Raw genomic sequence first — 18017 nt, forward strand, 5'->3', positions numbered from 1 at the left:
AGAAGAATCAGCCACCAGCCGTGCTCCTGCATCTCGGGGTGTGCCACATCTTGTTTCCCGGGGTGGCGGCGGCGACGATGATCGGCACGACATCGTTGAGGCCCGGGAAGAACCCCATGAAGTTCACGTCGCACACATAGGCGTTGCCGTAGGCTCCCTGATTGCCCACTCGGACAAGCCCTTTCAGCAGTAGCGGGATGTTGTCGCCGAAGAACGCCACCTGCGGCTCGACATCCATCAGGTGTCTGGCCACACCGGGTTTGCGGTCGACGAATTCGCGCAGTGCCGGGTATACGTCGGTGGCCGAGGCCGAGAGCCGGCCCATCACCCGGGACAGCGAACCCACCGAGGAGACCAGCTCCGGACGCCGCCGGTCGAGCTGGTCAACGACCGCACGGGTTTGGGTGATGACCCCGTCGAGGTTGTCGTTCTGTTGAGCAAGGTTGCCGACCACCTTGTTGAGGTTGGTGATCACGGCGCCGAGGGCCTGGTCCCGTCCGGCGAATGTCTCCGTGAGCGTGGATGTTTGGCTGATCAGCGTGGTCAGCGATGAGGTGTCGCCCTGCAGTGACGCGATGATGCCCTTGGTCAGGTTGTCGGCGTCTTGCGGGTTCAGCAGGCTGAACAGTGGTTCGTAGCCGTTGAGCAGCGCGGTGACATCAAAGGACGGTTCGGTGCGTTCCAACGGCAACGCACTGCCTGGCGGGAGCACGCTCTGATTGCCCTCCGGTCCTAAAGACAGCCCGAGGTAACGCTGCCCGACGATGTTTTGGTATGTCACGGAGGCGACGGTGTTGCCGTACAGGTGCTGATCGGTTTGCACCACGAACGCGACTTTCGCGAGTTTCCCGTCGAGCTCGACGTTTTCCACCCGGCCCACCCGCACGCCGGCCATCCGGACGTCGTCACCTTCGCGCAGCCCGTAGACGTCGGTGAAGACGGCCGAATACCTGGCCGTGTCCCCGCCGACGTCACGTCGCAGGCTCACATACACCAGCCAGGTGAGGGTCAATGCGACGACCATGAATAGGGTGAGGCCGATCAGCGGGGCCCGGAATCTCATTTCGGCCCTCCGGGTGGCGATTTCGGTCCCGGCTTCAAGGAGACGGTGGTGCCGCGGGCAACCGGACCCAGCAGCAACTCGGTGGCGTCGGTGGCGGGCTGGCCGGTGATCACGCTCAACATGTTGCGCTCGTATTGACTGCCGACCGGTCCCACGTTGCCTCCGAAAGACGATTGCGGTATCCACGGAGCTTTCGGCGCCACCGGCGGCACCCACGGAGCGTTGGGCGAAGGAGACGCCGGCGCCCCGGGTGACGGGTTATCGGGGTTGGCGCTGCCCGGCACCGGCGGTGACGGCATAATCCCCGGGGCCAGTGGGGGATTGGGATCGACCAGGTTGGGAATCGGGTTGATCAGCGGCGGGCCGACCGCGACCAGGTTTCCGTCCGCGCCGATAACGGTTCCCGGTGGCGGCGCCAGGTCCTTGGGCGGCTGATAGTTCTGCGGCAGAAGCACTTCCGGCATATCGGGCCGCACCGGAATCAGTGGCGCGGTGAAACAGCTGGGCCCCTTCAGCTCGCCGTAATGTGGACAGTCGGCGCGGGTGTAGGTGGAGCTAGGGGTAAACGACAGCATCGCGCGCATATTGCCGACGTCTCGTCCTGGCACCCAGACGTGGTCCATGAACTTGTTGGCCAGGTTGTCCAACTTGGTGACCGCGGGCACGAAGTTGTTGGATTTCATCGCCAATATGCCCAGCACCGGCGTGAAATCGGCGGTGATCTTGATGAGCTGGTCAATGTGGTTGTCGAACGATGTCCGGGTCGTGCCGAGCGTGTAGTCGGCGCCGGAGAGCAGCGAGGCCAACTGCCCGCGCGTCTCGGCGAAGGTCTGCATCGGCTCGACCGCCTGGTGCAAGGCGTCGAGAAGATCGGGTGCAGTCTGCGCGAGGCCACGCGCCGCGTCGACGAGCGCGGACACGGTCGAGGGGCCGGCGTGGGTGCTGACGATCGAATTGAGCTGATCGAGAAGGCGATTCACCTGTGCCCCGGCATTCAGCAGGGCGCCGCGGCGATGATCGGTGGCGGCACCCAGTGCGGCCAGGATCCCCACGGATCTGTCGTCGCGGCCGCGTCCGGCGGAGGCCAGCAGGTCACGCAACTTGCTGACGGTCGTCTGGAACAGCACGGTCGGAAGCGCGGTGTCTTCCGCGATATGCGCCCCTGCCCTGATCGTCGAACCGGAGCCATTACCCACCAGTTGAACCGACGACACGGCGAACACATTGCTGGGCACCACGCGCGCGGTCACGGATGCCGGAATCGACTTGGCGAACTCTTCTTTGAGGTCGATGTGAACGTAGTTGGGTTTTCCGTTGGAGGCGGGAACCACATCGTCGACCATCCCGACGAGCACGCCGTGATACTTGACGTCAGACTTTTGCGGCAGTCCGTCGCCGACGTTGATCAGGTCGGCGACCACCCGAACGTAGTCGTTCAGCCTGCCCGTGGACTTGACCACCATCGCGACGGTGAGCAGGGCCGCAACCACCCCCACCGCCGCACCGGTGGCAAGCAACTGCCGATCCGAGGGCCCGCGGCCGTCCAGCTCAAAGGAATTCGGCTTACCCATCTGCCTAACCACCGAACCTTGCGCCGGCGTCTACCCCCCACAACGCCATCGTGAGCAACATGTTCACGATGATCACGACGGTGATGCTGGCCCGCATGCCGTGCCCGGCGGCCACTCCGACACCCTCGGGGCCGCCGGTCGCGTAAAACCCGTAGTAGCACTGAATCGTGGACGCGATCCATACGAAGATGACGGCCTTGATCAACGAGTAGACGATGTCTTGGCCGGCCAGCATCAGCGTGAAGTAGTGCAAGTAGGAGCCGGTCGAGCCGCCGCTGCTGATCCCCACCACGGCCTGCGTGGTCAGATAGCCGATCGCCAGGCACGCCACATACAGCGGGACGATGGCCGCCACGGAGGCGATCAGCCGAGTCGTCACCAGATAGGGGATCGGACGGATCGCGATCGATTCCAGCGCGTCGATTTCCTCGGCGATGCGCATCGACCCCAGCTGAGCGGTGAAGCGGCAGCCGGCTTGCATAGCGAAAGCCAGCGACGCCATCAGCGGTGCCAGCTCGCGGGTATTGACCAACGAGGAGACGAAGCCAGTGGCCGGGCCGAGACCCAGCAAGTCGAGGAAGTTGTAGCCCTCGATGCCGACCAGTGCGCCGACGGTCATCCCGAGCACCACGGCCACGCCGGCGGTGCCGCCGCCCACCACGATGGAGCCGTTACCCCAGGTGATGTTCGACAGCAGTCGCAGGAACTCACCGCGGTACTGGCGCATGGCCAGCGGCACGGCGACCAGCGCCCGGATGAAGAAGACCAGCATGTGGCCGAGCCGAATGATCGGTACGGCGCCCCTGCGGTAAAGCCGGACGAGCGGGACGGTTACCGGCGCGAACGGAAGGTAAGGGGAGGCCGTCATGTCATAGCCCCGTCCTGGGCACCATCAGGATGTAGAGCTGGCTGATCGCGACGTTGACGATCATCAGCAGCAGCACCGCTTCGACGACGGCCGCATTGACCGAGTTCGCGACACCAGTGGGGCCGCCGACGGTCGACAAGCCTTTCTGGGCTGACACGACGGCCACAATGGCGCCGAAGATGACTGCTTTCACCAAGGCCAAAATCATGTCGTCGGTCGTCGCGAACGACGCGAACGTTGAGACGAAGCTGCCGGGCGCCCCGTTCTGGAAATACACGTTGAACATGTAGCTCGCGAAGAATCCGACGAAGCACACGACCCCGGTGAGTGCGACGCCGATCATGATTGCCGCGGCAAAACGCGGAACCACCAGACGCCGGATCACCGATACGCCCATCACCTCCATCGCGTCGGTTTCTTCGCGCATCGTTCGCGAACCGAGATCGGCGGTGATCGCCGACCCAACGGCCGAGGCCATCAGAACGGCGGCCACCAACGAGGCTCCCTGCCGAATGACCGCGAGTCCGCTGGCCGCACCGGCCAGCGAGGTGGCGCCCACCTGCCCGGCGAGCAGGGCGAATTGAATGGACAAGGTGACGCTGATCGGCAGCGAGACCAGAATCGTCGGCAACACGGCGGTGCCGGCCATGAATGCGCCCTGGCGGACAAACTCCTGCCATTGAAATCGGCCGGTCACCAGATCGAAGAAGAAGTACTGAATGGTGCGCACACCAAGGACGAATTGTTCGCCGACGGTGGTCAGCGAGGCCAGCGGATGACGTCTGACGTATCCGCTTGCCCAGTCCTGAATGGCGATGACGCCGTCTTGTTGCGCCGTCATCGAAGCGCAACCGGTAGTCCGCCTAGCAAACCCGGGCTAACGGTCATCGCGCACCAGCTACCGCCTTCATTGGCGTTCCCCCCACCAATAAGTGCCTGAGTGCAGAGTAGGTGGAGCCGGGTGCCGTGTAGCGCATCTTCAAGAAGCTAATGTCATCCGGCTCCGTGAACTGCAGTTTTCGATGTGTGCTGAGTCACACTAGCCTACTTGATAGGCACTTTCAATAGTGTAGAGTCAGTCACCTGAGTTCGTCGCTGGACGGCAACGTGGGGTTCCAATGTCGGATTGACGAAGGTGATGGCATGCCCTCAGCAAACACCGCCTCGCTGCGGGACCGACGCCGGGCGGAGTTGCTCTCCCAGATTCAGCTCAATGCGTACCAGCTTTTCACGCAGCGCGGCTTTGCCGCGGTGACGACCGAGGACATAGCTGCTGCCGCCGGAATTTCCATCAGTACCTATTTCCGGCATGCGCCCACCAAAGAGGGTCTGCTGGTCGATCCCGTACGTGGGGCAATCGCCGAGATCGTCGGGTCGTACGGTGCGAGACCGACCGACGAGTCGGCCGTTGAGGCACTGATTCAGGTGTTTGTCACGCGTGCCCGCGACGCCGATGAGCTAGACAACCTGGATACCTGGCGTCACGCCATCGCGACCGCGCCCCACCTGTTGAGTAAAACGATGCTGGTCAGCGAAACCGATCACGACAAGTTCATCGAACAAGTCGCTTCCCGGATGGGCGTGGACCCGACCGCCGACATCCGGCCCGCGTTGTTGGTTCACACCAGCTTGGCCACGGTCAAATTCATTCTCGATCGCTGGCTGACCGCGGATACCGTCGCGAGCCCACCGTTCAATGTCCAATTGGACGACGCGCTGCGGACCACGCTCGCCGGGTTCGACTAGCGCCGGCGCGCCTGAGCGAAACCGCCGTGACTTTGCTCGCTGCCTCGTGAAACAATCGCTGGCCGTGAAGACATTCGAGGATCTGTTCGCCGAGCTCGGCGAACGTGCCCGTACCCGGCCGGCCGGCAGCGCCACCGTCGCCGCGCTCGACGCCGGGGTTCATGGGCTGGGCAAGAAGATCCTGGAGGAGGCCGGCGAGGTGTGGCTGGCCGCCGAACACGAATCCAACGACGCATTGGCCGAGGAGATCAGTCAATTGCTGTACTGGGCGCAGGTGCTGATGATCGCGCGCGGACTGTCCCTCGACGACGTCTATCGGAAGCTGTGAGCATGTTGCGAGTCGCGGTTCCCAACAAAGGCACACTGAGTGAGCCGGCCAGCGAGATCCTCTCGGAGGCGGGCTACCGACGGCGTACCGATTCCAAAGACCTCACCGTCATCGACAACGTCAACCAGGTCGAGTTTTTCTTCCTGCGGCCCAAAGACATTGCCATCTATGTCGGTTCGGGACAGCTCGATTTCGGCATCACCGGACGAGACCTCGTACTCGATTCGGATGCGCCGGTGCGCGAATGCCTGGCGCTGGGTTTCGGGTCTTCCCGCTTCCGCTATGCGGGGCCCGTCGGGAGTGACTGGACGACGGCCGATCTGGCCGGCAAGCGGATCGCCACGGCCTACCCGAATTTGGTGCGGAAAGACTTGGCAGAGAGAGGGATTGAAGCCACGGTCATCAGGCTCGACGGTGCCGTGGAGATTTCGGTGCAACTCGGGGTCGCCGATGCCATTGCCGACGTGGTGGGATCCGGCCGAACCTTGAGCCTGCACGATCTCGTGGCATTCGGTGAGCCGCTGTGTGATTCGGAGGCGGTGCTGATCGAGCGCGCCGGCTCCGACGGCCAGGGCGCGGCGAAAGCGTCGCACGATCAGCTGGTTGCAAGGATTCAGGGTGTGGTGTTCGGGCAGCAGTATTTGATGCTCGACTACGACTGCCCGCGCTCGATATTGGACAAGGCCACGGCGATCACGCCGGGGCTGGAGTCGCCGACCATCGCCCCGCTCGCCGACCCGGACTGGGTCGCGGTCCGCGCGCTGGTGCCGCGTCGCGGCGTCAACGAGATCATGGACGAGCTCGCAGCCATCGGTGCCAAAGCGATTCTGGGCTCCGATATCAGGTTCTGCCGATTCTGATTCCCGCCAGCCCGGCCGTGGCTGTGTTAGCGTCCGCCCTGGGGGACTGCCCGCACGCTGGGAAGGGCTGTCCCTTCTTACCGTCGCCGGGTTGTTTCTCCTCAGGAGGGTTTCGTGACACACGTACTTATTCTGCTGCTGGCTTTGCTGATCGGCGTTGTCGCCGGGTCGCGTTCGTTGACGGCGCCCGCCGTGGTCGCGTGGGGCGCGTACCTGGGTTGGATCGATCTGCACGGCACCTGGGCATCCTGGATGGCCAACATCATCACGGTCGTTGTATTCAGCGTTCTCGCTGTCGGCGAATTGGTCAGCGACAAACTGCCGAAGACGCCGCCGCGCACCGCACCGCCGGCGTTCGGCGCCCGGCTCGTGATGGGCGGGCTTGCGGGCGCTGTACTTGGCGCATGGCCGCACTGGACGTTCACCGCGCTCGGGGCCGGCGTCGTCGGCGCGGTGCTCGGCACCCTCGGCTTCTATCAGGCACGTAAGCGGCTGGTGGCGGCGACCGGCGGGCGGGATCTGCCGATCGCACTGCTGGAGGATGCCGTCGCAATCCTGGGCGGGTTTGCCATCGTTGCGGTGACGGGTCACGTGCTGACCGAGTACCTCCTGACGGCTGTTAGGTGACAGAGCGTTTCGATGCGGTCATCGTGGGTGCCGGCCAGGCCGGGCCGCCGCTTGCCGGGCGGTTGACAGCTGCTGGGCAACGCGTCGCGATCGTCGAACGCAAACTGATCGGCGGCACCTGCGTCAACAATGGCTGCATTCCCACCAAGACGTTGGTGGCCAGCGCGCACGCCGCGCACCTGGCTCATCGCAGCTCCGAATACGGTGTCGCGACCGGATCGATCAGCGTGGACATGGCGAAAGTCAAGGCACGCAAGGACGGCATCATGCTCGCCGACCGTAAGGGTGTCGAGGACTGGCTGCAGGGCATGGACGGCTGCACCGTCTTCCGCGGCCATGCCCGCTTCGAAGATCCGCACACCGTGCGGGTCGGCGATGATGTCCTGCACGCCGATCGGATCTTCCTCAACGTCGGCGGGCGCGCGGTGGTACCGGATATCCCGGGCCTCGACGATGTCGAATACCTCACCAACGTGTCCGTCCTCGAACTCGACACGTTGCCACACCGTCTCGTCATCGTCGGCGGCAGCTACATCGCGCTGGAGTTCGCGCAGATGTATCGGCGATTCGGGGCCAGCGTCACAGTCGTCGAGAGGGGTCCGCGGCTGGCGGCCCGTGAAGACGAGGACGTGTCGGCCACCATCAAGGAAATCCTGGAGGCCGAAGGCATCGACATCGTCCTCGGCGCTGACGATGTACGAATCTGCAAGAGCGACAATGGATTCGAACTCACACCGCGCGCCGGCGCCGACTCCATCCAGGGCAGCCATCTGCTGTTGGCGGTGGGCCGGCGGCCGAACACCGACGACCTGGGGCTCGAGGCCGCCGGTGTGCAGATCGACGCACGCGGCTACATCGTGGTCGATGATCAGCTCAAGACCAACGTCGATCACATTTGGGCGATGGGCGACTGCAACGGCAAGGGTGCATTCACCCACACCTCCTACAACGATTTCGAGATTGTGGCTGCCAACCTGCTGGACGACGACCCCCGCCGGGTGAGCGACCGCATCACCACCTACGCGCTCTACATCGATCCCCCGCTGGGGCGGGCCGGGATGACCGTCGGCGAGGTGCGCGCGTCGGGACGCAAGGCGCTACTCGGTCAGCGGCCGATGACCAGGGTCGGCAGAGCCGTGGAAAAGGGTGAGACGCAAGGCTTTATGCAGGTTGTCGTCGACGCCGATAGTCACCAGATCCTCGGAGCCGCCATCCTCGGGGTCGGCGGCGACGAGGCGATTCACGCCATCCTGGACGTCATGTCGGCCAAGGCGCCGTACACCACGCTGTCGCGCACGATGCATATCCATCCCACCGTCAGCGAGCTCATTCCCACGATGCTGCAGGAGATGTCGCCGCTCGACTAGCCGGGATTCACCTGCGCTGGACGAGGATCGTCTGCGCCGTCGTCCCGATGAACCCAGCCCGGTCGAACACCTCGGCCGTTGTCACCCCGATGCCGTCGGGCCCGATCGACGCGCGGGCCCGCAGTGCGAAATCGTCTCCGTCCGGAAGCCGATGCAGATGAACAACGGTGTCGGTGTTCATGAAGACGAATCGGTCGGGATCAAGAATCCTGCCGACGCCGTTGGCGCAATCGACAATCCCGGCAAGCCGTTGCAGCGCTGTCATGGGCTCGGTGTCGACGATGTGGACCAGCGTGGTGAACCAGGCCACCGCGTCCTCGCCGTCAGCCTGTTGCTGGCGCCAGTCGATCGCGTCGAAGTAACCGCCGGCGTCGGCGAATGGGGCACCAAGCGGTTCTGTTCGCCCTTCCACCAGCGGGGGATACCGGTCGGACGCCACCTCGGCGGTGTCGCTGACCGCCAGTAGCCAGGCGCTGACCCGGGCCACGGCGCGGGGTGCTCCGTCGTCGCGCTCGGCAAGGAGCTCGGCGACGATCATGCTGATCCGCGAACCCGGACGTTCCACCCAGGCGTGGGCGCGCAACGGGCGCACCGGGATCGCCCCGAGGATTTCCAGGCTGAGCCGGCCGATCCGCAGGCCCGACCCCGCCGCCTGCTCCTCGATCAGCTTTGTCAGCAGCGCCAACGGGGGCGAGCCGTGCTGCAGTTCGGGGCCCCAGTTGCTGCGCGTGTCATCGGTGGGACTGAAGGCTTGAAACTGACCTTGCGCGGGCAGTCGACGGTAGAAGCAGCCGATCATGCCGCCGGTTCGGTCGGGCGCGAAATAGCTTGTGCCCGCGCGTGATCCGGCCAGCCGGGGTACGGCGGCGGTGTGCCGCCGAAAACCGGACAATGCTCGTGGTGCGGACACCAGTCGCATAACCGCGATTGGTGGGGACGGAAATCGCCTGTCTGGCCCGCGGATTGGATGGCGCGCCACATCGCCATCAGTGTCTTCTCGAAGCGCAGCAGCTCGTCGAGGTCGGGCGAGTAGTCCAGCACCTGGCCGTCGGCGAGGTAGATCAATCGCAGCCGGGTGGGCGGCACACCGCGGGTGCGCAGTAGCGCCACCGCGTAGAACTTCATCTGGAACATCGCCTTGAATTCGGCCAGTGCCCGCGCCGCCGGCGGTGACTTGCCGGTCTTGTAGTCCACCACGCGCAGCTCGCCGGTGGCGGCGACGTCGATCCGGTCGATGAAGCCACGCAGCAGCGTGCCGTCGGCCAGCTCCACCTCCACCCGCTGCTCGCAGGACTGCGGGTCGAATCGGGTGGGGTCTTCCAACCGGTAATAGCCGGCCAGCAGCGCGCGGGCTTCCGCCAACACTTGGGTCCGTTGGACGGAGTCCAGCTCGCCGACCCGGTCTGGCTCGGCGGCGATCACGTGCTCCCATGCGGGCTCCACGAGCGATGTCGCGGTCTCGGGGCCACGTGAGGCCGCGGGCAGGCCGTAGAGCTGCTCCAGCGCGGCGTGCACCACCGACCCGCGGATCTGCGCCGTCGACGCCGGCTCGGGCAGCCGGTCGATCGCCCGGAACCGGTACAGCAACGGGCACTGCTTGAAATCCGCCGCACGCGACGGTGACAGTGCCGGTCTGGAAGCCGCCCGTGCCTGGTCCTGTGGCTGGTCGGTCATATTCGCAGCCTAGAACTGGGTGCCGACAACCCCGAGCATCGGCTACGGCGAGTCGGCTGGCACGCTGAACGCCGTGTCGATCACCGGTCCATTCACTGTCGGCGAGCGCGTCCAGCTCACTGACGCCAAGGGCCGCCACTACACGATGGAGCTCACTGAAAACGCCGAGTTCCACACTCATCGCGGCGCGATTGCGCACAACGAGGTGATCGGGCTCGAGCAGGGCAGCGTGGTCAAATCCAGCAACGGTGCCCCGTACCTGGTGCTGCGCCCGCTGCTGGTGGACTACATCATGTCGATGCCGCGGGGGCCGCAGGTCATCTATCCCAAGGACGCCGCTCAGATCGTGCACGAGGGCGACATCTTTCCGGGTGCCCGCGTGTTGGAGGCCGGAGCCGGATCCGGCGCGTTGACCTGTTCACTGTTGCGCGCGGTGGGGCCCGAAGGACGGGTGGTCTCCTACGAAGTGCGCGCGGATCACGCCGAACATGCGCGGCGCAACGTGTCCGTCTTCTTCGGCGACGCCCCGGCCAACTGGCAGCTGATCCTCAGCGATGTCGTGGATTCCGAGCTACCCGACGGCTCCTTCGACCGCGCCGTGCTGGACATGCTCTCCCCGTGGGAGGTGCTGGACGCGGTGTCGCGGCTCGTGGTCGCCGGCGGCGTGCTGGTGATCTACGTGGCCACCGTCACCCAGCTGTCCAAAGTGGTGGAGGCGCTGCGGGCCCAGCAGTGCTGGACCGAACCGCGGGCGTGGGAGACGATTCAGCGTGGTTGGCATGTTGTCGGCCTGGCGGTCCGGCCACAGCACTCGATGCGCGGGCACACCGCGTTCTTGGTCGCCTCGCGCCGGCTCGCGCCGGGCACGATCGCTCCGGTGCCGTTGGGCCGCAAACGTCCGGGCCGGGACGGCTAGGCGTAATCCTCACTGCGCAGCAGTGAACGGCGCACCGACAGCAGCTCGAACTCGGGATGTGCGGCGACCAGACGTTCGGCGGCGTCGAGGACTTCGACCGCATGGCCCCGGTCACCGGACACCACGCCCATACCGATGCCCGCTCGCCGATACAGATCCTGCGAACCGGTCTCGGCGGCCGAGGCGCTGAACTTACGGCGCAGCTCGGCGACAACGGGACGGATCACCGACCGCTTCTCCTTGAGCGATCGCACGTCGCCCAGCAACACGTCGAATTCGAGCCAGGCGATCCACATCAGCCGGGCGGAGGTTGCGCGGGGGCGGGCTCGGGTGGCGGGGCTGGCTCGGGTGGCGGGGCGGACGTGGGTGGCGTGGCCGGGGCGGGTGGCGCAGCCGGCGCGGGTGACGGCGGTGGGGCAGGGGGCGGAGCCGGAGTCGGCGCGGGTCCAGCTCCCGGCGGAGGTGCCGGCGCGGGTCCCGGCGGTGGGGCTGGAGCCGGGCTTGGTGGTGGCGGCGTCGGGGCCGGCGAGTTGCCCAGGGCCAGAAGCATTTCCGCGGTTCGTCGGGATAACTGCCAGCCGCCCTGAAGAGGCGCGAACTCCATCGGGAAGGTGAACGTGCCGTTGTTCCCCTTAGCGGTGTTGACGGTGACGGTGGCTACCACGTTGGACGGATTCTTGTCCGACCACGCGATGTTGTTCGCCACAAACGACATCGGCAGGTAGCCGTTGTCACGCAGCGCGGTGGTGAATTTGTCCAGGGTGACCGCGCTCTCTGGCGATGCCCCTTCGACGAGGTTGATTTTGTTCATGCCCGGAAGGGCCGGGTCGACAAGTCGGTTCAGCACATCGACGAGAGCCTCGGGCACGGGCAGGGGAGCTGTCGGGGGAGCCGTGACGATCAACGGACTGGAGGTGGGCGATACCGCCGCCGAACTAGTTGACGGCAGCACCTTGGGTTGGCTGTGCGAACATCCCGCGAGCCCGAAGGCCGCCACGGCGGTGGCGGCGCTCAGTGCAACGGACAGGTATCGAGGCATCCACACGGGTCGGCCGGGCTATTCGGCCACGCCTGATTCTTGGACGGGGTGGGAAGTTGCGGTCGGGTCAACTGGTGCAATAGAAGTCACAGTCGGAAACATTGCGTTGATGACCGCGACCACGGCGATGCCTGTGGCGAGGGCTTTTGCGGTCACGGGGTGTCCTTTCGGTGGTCCCAAATCGACGCCGAGGTTACCAGTGGGAGCAATGACGCAACTTTTCACCGCATTTGACTACACGCATGAAGGGCCAATGGCCGGTAGCGTTGAAGGATCCACCGCATCAATTCGGGGCGGGAAAGGAGCGCAACATGGGTGACTCAGAGCGTTCTGAAGCATTCGGGGTCGATCCCGAAGCCAGCATGTCCAGCGGCGATGCTGCCGAATTGGAACAGCTGCGCCGCGAGGCGGCGGAGCTGCGCGAGGAATTAGAGCAAGCGGCCGGATCGCAGGGTGGCCCGCGCTCGGCGCGCGACGTGCATCAACTCGAAGCCCGCATCGACTCGCTCGCTTCCCGCAATTCGAAATTAATGGAAACTCTTAAAGAGGCCCGGCAGCAGCTGTTGGCGCTTCGAGAAGAAGTCGACCGGCTCGGGCAACCGCCCAGCGGTTACGGCGTTCTGCTTTTCGTCCACGAGGACGAAACGGTCGACGTGTTCACGTCGGGCCGCAAGATGCGTTTGACATGCTCGCCGAACATCGACCTGGTGGCCCTCAGAAAAGGACAGACGGTCCGCCTCAACGAAGCCCTGACCGTCGTTGAGGCGGGGAAGTTCGAATCGGTCGGTGAGATCTCGACTTTGCGAGAGGTGCTCAACGACGGGCACCGGGCGTTGGTCGTGGGCCACGCCGACGAGGAGCGGATCGTGTGGCTTGCCGAGCCACTGGTTGCCGAGGACTTGCCAGACGGTGTGCCCGACGCACTCAACGATGACACCAGGCCGCGCAAGTTGCGGCCTGGCGATTCTTTACTGGTCGACACCAAGGCCGGCTACGCGTTTGAGCGCATCCCCAAGGCCGAGGTCGAGGACCTGGTGCTGGAAGAGGTGCCCGACGTCACCTACCAGGACATCGGTGGCCTGACTCGCCAGATCGAGCAGATCCGCGACGCCGTGGAACTGCCGTTCCTGCACAAGGACCTGTACCGCGAATACGCGCTGCGGCCACCCAAAGGTGTGCTGCTCTACGGGCCGCCCGGCTGCGGTAAGACGCTGATCGCCAAGGCGGTCGCCAACTCGTTGGCCAAGAAGATGGCTGAGGTCCGCGGCGACGACGCCCGCGAGGCCAAGTCCTACTTCCTGAACATCAAGGGCCCCGAGCTGCTGAACAAGTTCGTCGGCGAGACCGAGCGGCACATCCGGCTGATCTTCCAGCGGGCCCGTGAGAAGGCATCCGAGGGAACACCGGTCATCGTGTTCTTCGACGAGATGGACTCGATCTTCCGAACCCGCGGCACCGGCGTCTCATCGGACGTCGAGACCACCGTGGTCCCACAGCTACTCAGCGAGATCGATGGTGTGGAGGGACTCGAGAACGTCATCGTGATCGGTGCCTCCAACCGCGAGGACATGATCGATCCCGCGATCCTGCGGCCCGGACGCCTCGACGTGAAGATCAAGATCGAGCGGCCCGATGCCGAAGCGGCACAAGACATCTTCTCCAAGTACTTGGTGGAGACGCTGCCGGTGCACGCCGACGACATCGCCGAGTTCGACGGTGACCGTGGGGCATGCATCAAGGCGATGATCGAAAAGGTCGTCGACCGGATGTACGCGGAGATCGACGACAACCGGTTCCTGGAGGTCACCTACGCCAACGGTGACAAGGAAGTCATGTACTTCAAGGACTTCAACTCCGGGGCGATGATCCAGAACGTCGTTGACCGCGCGAAGAAGAATGCGATCAAGTCAGTGTTGGAGACCGGGCAGCACGGGCTACGGATTCAGCATTTGCTCGACTCGATCGTCGACGAGTTCGCCGAGAACGAGGACCTGCCCAACACCACCAATCCCGATGACTGGGCGCGGATCTCGGGCAAGAAGGGCGAGCGGATCGTGTACATCCGCACCCTGGTCACCGGCAAGTCGTCGAGCGCGTCGCGTGCCATCGACACCGAATCGAACCTCGGCCAGTACCTCTAGGGATCGACCCTCGCGACACTTAAACCACGCACACGACACGCCGAGCGACGTCGCAGTGGTTTAAGTTTCGGCGAAATGTGACGCCAATGAGGCGTCGGCTCAGTCGAATTCGAACGAGTAGCTGTTTGTCAGGTCGTCCTGCGTGACGCGGGCGGGGCGAGTGGTCGTGTCCACCCGCAGTGTCTCGCTAAGCACGCGCGGCTGATAGCTCCATCCGTCGGGAAGCGTGAGCCGGCCGGCCAGTCCGGGCAGGTCGGCCCGCGACAGGTTGGGGTCGGCGACCTGGCTCCAGGTCTGCATGACCCAGCGTTTTCCGTCGGGATCGATGAGCTCGTAGATCTCTTCGCCGGCATTGAAGACGAAGACCGTATTGCGGGTCACTTCGTTGACGGTGTACGGGGCGGGGTTCATCGACGACAGCTGCACGGTGGCCTGCTTGATCATCTCGATCCCGCCGAACGTCATCCGCTCCTGCGCGCCCTGGGCCTGCTTTTCGATGCCGTTCATCAGCCAGTAGCGCGGACCGTTGAGCAACGCCGCGGCCGCTCCGTGCTCGGAGGCGATGGCCTGCGGGTCGAGCGCTGACCACAGCTCGGCCGGACAGTCGTTGAGCGGGAAGCTGTTGTAGACGGTGGCCTGCGGGCCGGAATCGCCGACCTCGACGAGAAGTACCTCGCCGTAACGCTTCCCGGCGAGGTCGGACTCTGGATGCGCTCCCTGGGTGGACACGAGGGTGAAACTAATGACCGCTTTCTGCGGCGTCAACAACGTCGGCGCTGTCGGATTCGTCCGCGACGTTGCCGAGGTAGCGGTTGCGTGCCGTCAGGGCGGTGTGCAGGTCCTCGACCAGTGGATCGAGGAACATCCCCCGGTATTCGGCGTCGTCGACCGCGCGCGCGCTGATGTACATGAACGTCAGCGCGCCAAGGAACAGGCACATGTGGATCAGCGAATCCGGCGCCGGGAACGTCAGGCCGAACACCGTCGACGTGGCGGAGGTGTTGTGCGTCCATTCCTTGAGCAGCGGCGGCGTGAGGATGATCAGGCCGAGAATCAGGTACATCGTGGCGCCGACCGCCGCCACCACCAGGATCTCGATCAGTTGCGAGGCGGCCAGCAGGAAGACCACGTTGAGGTGTTGCATTCGCGTCAGCGGGGAGCCGGCCGACGGGTCCCGCATCGCCGCAAACGGTGTGCCGGCGAGGTTCTCGCTGTCTTCGGGCAATGACGCCGACGACTTCAGCAGCGGCCTCACCCGTTCCACCGTCTTGGATACGACGAAGGCCCCCGCGATGCCGACCAGAAAAGCGATGGCCAGCGACAGCCGCTGTCCGTTGATGTTTGCGGCCATCAGCCAGACGTAGGTGTTGAAGAACACCAATGCGGTCAGCAGCACGATCGGCAGGGCCCGGACCGCCAGCGTGCCGACCGTCGACAGATGCTCCATCGTCATGCGCACCGCCCAGGCGAGTACCGACCCGACGCCGGAGCCGGTCAGCAGCAGCACCAGGCCCAGGATGACGGCGTCCCGGGTCAGTTGGATCGGGCCGGATTCGATGATTCCGCAGGCGACCGCGAAGGCCAGCGCTGCGGTCGAGACAGTCGCGCGGGTGCGCCCACTCACCATTCGGGACACCAACCAGCCGACCAGGGCGGCCAGCGGGAGAGCGGCCGCCAGAAACGCCAGGATCGCCCATTGGGCGGTTGTCGGTGTCCCGTCGATGAAGACGTCGTTGCCGTCGCTGACGAAAAAGACACCGAGTAGGCAGGCCTCAACCGCCGCCCAGGCCGCCAGCATCGCAGCGCACCGCGGCCAGAGCCGTCGCCATCGGCCCCGCCGGGTCAGCACCGACGGCAAGCCGCGCTCGAGGAACCACCGTTCAGCCGCGGCCGTCGCGGCTTTTTGGCTGTCCGGCGTGCGGCGCAGAGTTAGGTCCACACCGGCTCACCCTAGTGGCGCATCAACCCCCGTGCTGGCTGTTTTCGCGCAGGTCAGGATTTGTCCGGCGGCATGCTCGGCGATGGCACCGCCGGTCCGCGCCGTGGCGGCGCTTGGTTGTCGACGAGCGGCGTCTCGGCGAATCTGCATGCGCCGACGGCTGATTGCGCGCCCTGCGCCCTCGCCATCGCGCGCCGTATCGCGCGTGGTATCGCGGCCGGGCGGTTGCCCCAGCGCGGAACGCATCGCCGCCCCGCCTAGGCTGAACGCATGCAACGGATTATCGGGACGGAGGTCGAATACGGCATTTCGTCGCCGTCGGACCCGACCGCCAACCCCATCCTCACTTCGACTCAGGCGGTGTTGGCCTATGCCGCCGCTGCCGGCATTCAACGCGCCAAGCGCACTCGCTGGGACTACGAGGTGGAGTCGCCGCTGCGCGACGCGCGTGGTTTCGACCTGAGTCGCTCGGCGGGCCCGCCGCCGGTGGTCGACGCCGACGAGGTCGGCGCGGCCAACATGATCCTGACCAACGGCGCGCGGCTCTACGTCGACCACGCTCACCCGGAATACGCCGCGCCCGAATGCACCGACCCGCTGGACGCGGTGATCTGGGACAAGGCCGGCGAGCGGGTGATGGATGCCGCCGCCCGCCACGTCGCGAGCGTCCCCGGAGCCGCCAAGCTGCAGCTTTACAAGAACAACGTCGACGGCAAGGGTGCCTCGTACGGGTCGCATGAGAACTACCTGATGTCCCGGCAGACGCCGTTTTCGGCCATCATCGCCGGGCTGACCCCGTTTTTGGTGTCTCGGCAGGTGGTCACTGGCTCTGGCCGGGTCGGTATCGGCCCCTCGGGCGACGAGCCGGGCTTCCAGCTGTCTCAGCGCTCCGACTACATCGAGGTCGAGGTCGGGCTGGAGACCACGCTGAAGCGCGGCATCATCAACACCCGTGACGAACCGCACGCCGACGCCGACCGGTATCGCCGGCTGCACGTCATCATCGGCGATGCCAACCTGGCCGAGACGTCGACCTATCTGAAGCTGGGCACCACGGCGCTGGTCCTGGATCTGATCGAGGACGGTCCGCAACACGGCATCGACCTGAGCGACCTGGCGCTGGCCCGGCCGGTACACGCCGTGCACGCCGTCAGCCGCGATCCGTCGCTGCGGGTGGCTGTTGCCATGGCCGATGGGCGCGAGCTGACCGCCCTTGCGCTGCAAAGGATCTACCTCGACCGGGTGGCCAAGCTTGTCGACGGCCGCGACCCCGACCCTCGCGCATCCCACGTCGTCGAAACCTGGGCGCATGTACTTGACCTGCTCGAGCGCGACCCGATGGAGTGCGCTGAGCTGCTGGACTGGCCGGCCAAGCTGCGACTGCTCGAGGGTTTCCGGCAGCGGGAGAACCTGAGCTGGTCGGCGCCCCGGCTGCACCTCGTTGACCTGCAATATTCCGATGTCCGACTGGACAAGGGCCTGTATAACCGGCTGGTCGCACGTGGCTCGATGAAGCGTCTGGTCAGCGAACACGACGTGCTGGAGGCAGTGGACAACCCACCGACCGACACCCGCGCCTACTTCCGCGGCGAATGCCTGCGCAGGTTCGGCGCCGACATCGCCGCGGCCAGCTGGGACTCGGTGATTTTCGATCTCGGTGGAGATTCGCTGGTGCGCATCCCGACGCTGGAGCCGTTGCGCGGCAGCAAGGCGCACGTCGGAGCGCTGCTGGACTCCGTGAACAGCGCCGCCGAACTGGTCGCACAACTGACGAGCTGAGGCTGGTTAACCGAAGAACGTCGGGCTTGACCGGTAGGGTAGAGGCACGAGCGGGCATGTTTACGCGGCAGTGAACGAGCCCCGACTAAGCAGGAGGCG

17 protein-coding genes and 1 pseudogene are annotated in these 18017 nt (G+C 65.3%); 8 read left to right on the forward strand and 10 right to left on the reverse strand.

The window, feature by feature from the left end; genetic code table 11:
* Positions 1 to 7 precede the first annotated feature (7 nt).
* Genes ACTXG5_RS17325 through ACTXG5_RS17340 form a run of 4 tightly spaced genes read right to left on the reverse strand, consistent with a single transcriptional unit; the run spans position 8 to position 4343 of the window.
* Positions 8 to 1063: an MlaD family protein gene (locus ACTXG5_RS17325; protein WP_445159962.1), complete on the reverse strand. Its 1056-nt coding sequence runs from the start codon at positions 1061 to 1063 to the stop codon at positions 8 to 10.
* Positions 1060 to 2634, reverse strand: a complete 1575-nt coding sequence (locus ACTXG5_RS17330) for an MCE family protein (RefSeq protein WP_445159963.1) — start codon at positions 2632 to 2634, stop codon at positions 1060 to 1062. The genes ACTXG5_RS17325 and ACTXG5_RS17330 overlap by 4 nt, the downstream gene beginning before the upstream one ends.
* A gap of 4 nt (positions 2635 to 2638) precedes the next feature.
* Positions 2639 to 3502: an ABC transporter permease gene (locus ACTXG5_RS17335; protein ID WP_445159964.1), complete on the reverse strand. Its 864-nt coding sequence runs from the start codon at positions 3500 to 3502 to the stop codon at positions 2639 to 2641.
* A 1-nt stretch (position 3503) separates the two neighbouring features.
* Positions 3504 to 4343, reverse strand: a complete 840-nt coding sequence (locus ACTXG5_RS17340; protein WP_445159965.1) for an MlaE family ABC transporter permease — start codon at positions 4341 to 4343, stop codon at positions 3504 to 3506.
* Positions 4344 to 4645: 302 nt separating this feature from the next.
* Here ACTXG5_RS17340 and ACTXG5_RS17345 point away from each other — a divergent pair, with 302 nt between their 5' ends.
* The 5 genes from ACTXG5_RS17345 to ACTXG5_RS17365 all read left to right on the forward strand — a co-directional run bounded on the left by ACTXG5_RS17345 (position 4646) and on the right by ACTXG5_RS17365 (position 8430).
* On the forward strand, positions 4646 to 5248 hold the full coding sequence (locus tag ACTXG5_RS17345) for a TetR/AcrR family transcriptional regulator (RefSeq protein WP_445159966.1): 603 nt from the start codon (positions 4646 to 4648) through the stop codon (positions 5246 to 5248).
* A 46-nt stretch (positions 5249 to 5294) separates the two neighbouring features.
* On the forward strand, positions 5295 to 5576 hold the full coding sequence (locus ACTXG5_RS17350) for a phosphoribosyl-ATP diphosphatase (RefSeq protein WP_445159967.1): 282 nt from the start codon (positions 5295 to 5297) through the stop codon (positions 5574 to 5576).
* 2 nt (positions 5577 to 5578) lie between these two features.
* Positions 5579 to 6436: an ATP phosphoribosyltransferase gene (gene hisG, locus ACTXG5_RS17355; protein WP_445159968.1), complete on the forward strand. Its 858-nt coding sequence runs from the start codon at positions 5579 to 5581 to the stop codon at positions 6434 to 6436.
* 114 nt (positions 6437 to 6550) lie between these two features.
* On the forward strand, positions 6551 to 7063 hold the full coding sequence (locus ACTXG5_RS17360; RefSeq protein WP_445159969.1) for a DUF4126 domain-containing protein: 513 nt from the start codon (positions 6551 to 6553) through the stop codon (positions 7061 to 7063).
* Complete coding sequence (locus tag ACTXG5_RS17365) at positions 7060 to 8430, forward strand: FAD-containing oxidoreductase (RefSeq protein ID WP_445159970.1); 1371 nt, start codon at positions 7060 to 7062, stop codon at positions 8428 to 8430. Before ACTXG5_RS17360 ends, ACTXG5_RS17365 begins: the two co-directional genes overlap by 4 nt.
* Positions 8431 to 8437: 7 nt before the next feature.
* Here ACTXG5_RS17365 and ACTXG5_RS17370 read toward each other — a convergent pair whose 3' ends face one another.
* Together ACTXG5_RS17370 and ACTXG5_RS17375 are read right to left on the reverse strand one after the other, a co-directional pair.
* Positions 8438 to 9229, reverse strand: a complete 792-nt coding sequence (locus ACTXG5_RS17370) for a thioesterase family protein (protein ID WP_445164473.1) — start codon at positions 9227 to 9229, stop codon at positions 8438 to 8440.
* Positions 9226 to 10104: a RecB family exonuclease gene (locus ACTXG5_RS17375; protein ID WP_445159971.1), complete on the reverse strand. Its 879-nt coding sequence runs from the start codon at positions 10102 to 10104 to the stop codon at positions 9226 to 9228. Before ACTXG5_RS17375 ends, ACTXG5_RS17370 begins: the two co-directional genes overlap by 4 nt.
* A 73-nt stretch (positions 10105 to 10177) precedes the next feature.
* Here ACTXG5_RS17375 and trmI point away from each other — a divergent pair, with 73 nt between their 5' ends.
* The gene (gene trmI, locus ACTXG5_RS17380) at positions 10178 to 11020 is read left to right on the forward strand and encodes a tRNA (adenine(58)-N(1))-methyltransferase TrmI (RefSeq protein WP_445164474.1); all 843 of its coding nucleotides are present in this window, start codon (positions 10178 to 10180) and stop codon (positions 11018 to 11020) included.
* Here trmI and ACTXG5_RS17385 read toward each other — a convergent pair.
* On the reverse strand, positions 11017 to 11316 hold the full coding sequence (locus ACTXG5_RS17385) for a DUF503 domain-containing protein (protein ID WP_445159972.1): 300 nt from the start codon (positions 11314 to 11316) through the stop codon (positions 11017 to 11019). The genes trmI and ACTXG5_RS17385 overlap by 4 nt on opposite strands.
* 176 nt (positions 11317 to 11492) lie before the next feature.
* A pseudogene (locus ACTXG5_RS17390) lies at positions 11493 to 12059 on the reverse strand (hypothetical protein); the annotation flags it as partial.
* 311 nt (positions 12060 to 12370) lie between these two features.
* On the opposite strand from ACTXG5_RS17390, the gene arc reads away from it, so the two are divergent.
* A complete protein-coding gene (arc, locus tag ACTXG5_RS17395) occupies positions 12371 to 14200 on the forward strand; it encodes a proteasome ATPase (RefSeq protein WP_445159973.1) in 1830 nt (609 codons plus the stop codon).
* Between the two features lie 99 nt (positions 14201 to 14299).
* On the opposite strand, the gene ACTXG5_RS17400 is transcribed toward arc, so the two are convergent.
* Both ACTXG5_RS17400 and ACTXG5_RS17405 read right to left on the reverse strand, forming a co-directional pair.
* Complete coding sequence (locus ACTXG5_RS17400) at positions 14300 to 14929, reverse strand: hypothetical protein (RefSeq protein WP_445159974.1); 630 nt, start codon at positions 14927 to 14929, stop codon at positions 14300 to 14302.
* Positions 14930 to 14939: 10 nt separating this feature from the next.
* Complete coding sequence (locus ACTXG5_RS17405) at positions 14940 to 16139, reverse strand: hypothetical protein (protein WP_445159975.1); 1200 nt, start codon at positions 16137 to 16139, stop codon at positions 14940 to 14942.
* Positions 16140 to 16409: 270 nt separating this feature from the next.
* On the opposite strand from ACTXG5_RS17405, the gene dop reads away from it, so the two are divergent.
* Positions 16410 to 17918 (forward strand): pup deamidase/depupylase, encoded by a 1509-nt coding sequence (dop, locus tag ACTXG5_RS17410; protein ID WP_445159976.1) that lies wholly within the window; start codon positions 16410 to 16412, stop codon positions 17916 to 17918.
* Positions 17919 to 18017: the final 99 nt, after the last annotated feature.

This window comes from Mycobacterium sp. Dal123C01 (assembly GCF_052566995.1).

What these genes read in the sequence shown, in the direction of transcription:
- dop (WP_445159976.1), top strand. Translation starts at nt 16,410, where the DNA reads ATGCAACGGATTATCGGGACGGAGGTCGAATACGGCATTTCGTCGCCG.
- ACTXG5_RS17325 (WP_445159962.1), bottom strand. Translation starts at nt 1,063, where the DNA reads ATGAGATTCCGGGCCCCGCTGATCGGCCTCACCCTATTCATGGTCGTC.
- arc (WP_445159973.1), top strand. Translation starts at nt 12,371, where the DNA reads ATGGGTGACTCAGAGCGTTCTGAAGCATTCGGGGTCGATCCCGAAGCC.
- ACTXG5_RS17340 (WP_445159965.1), bottom strand. Translation starts at nt 4,343, where the DNA reads ATGACGGCGCAACAAGACGGCGTCATCGCCATTCAGGACTGGGCAAGC.
- ACTXG5_RS17330 (WP_445159963.1), bottom strand. Translation starts at nt 2,634, where the DNA reads ATGGGTAAGCCGAATTCCTTTGAGCTGGACGGCCGCGGGCCCTCGGAT.
- ACTXG5_RS17375 (WP_445159971.1), bottom strand. Translation starts at nt 10,104, where the DNA reads ATGACCGACCAGCCACAGGACCAGGCACGGGCGGCTTCCAGACCGGCA.
- ACTXG5_RS17370 (WP_445164473.1), bottom strand. Translation starts at nt 9,229, where the DNA reads ATGATCGGCTGCTTCTACCGTCGACTGCCCGCGCAAGGTCAGTTTCAA.
- hisG (WP_445159968.1), top strand. Translation starts at nt 5,579, where the DNA reads ATGTTGCGAGTCGCGGTTCCCAACAAAGGCACACTGAGTGAGCCGGCC.
- ACTXG5_RS17345 (WP_445159966.1), top strand. Translation starts at nt 4,646, where the DNA reads ATGCCCTCAGCAAACACCGCCTCGCTGCGGGACCGACGCCGGGCGGAG.
- ACTXG5_RS17335 (WP_445159964.1), bottom strand. Translation starts at nt 3,502, where the DNA reads ATGACGGCCTCCCCTTACCTTCCGTTCGCGCCGGTAACCGTCCCGCTC.
- ACTXG5_RS17385 (WP_445159972.1), bottom strand. Translation starts at nt 11,316, where the DNA reads ATGTGGATCGCCTGGCTCGAATTCGACGTGTTGCTGGGCGACGTGCGA.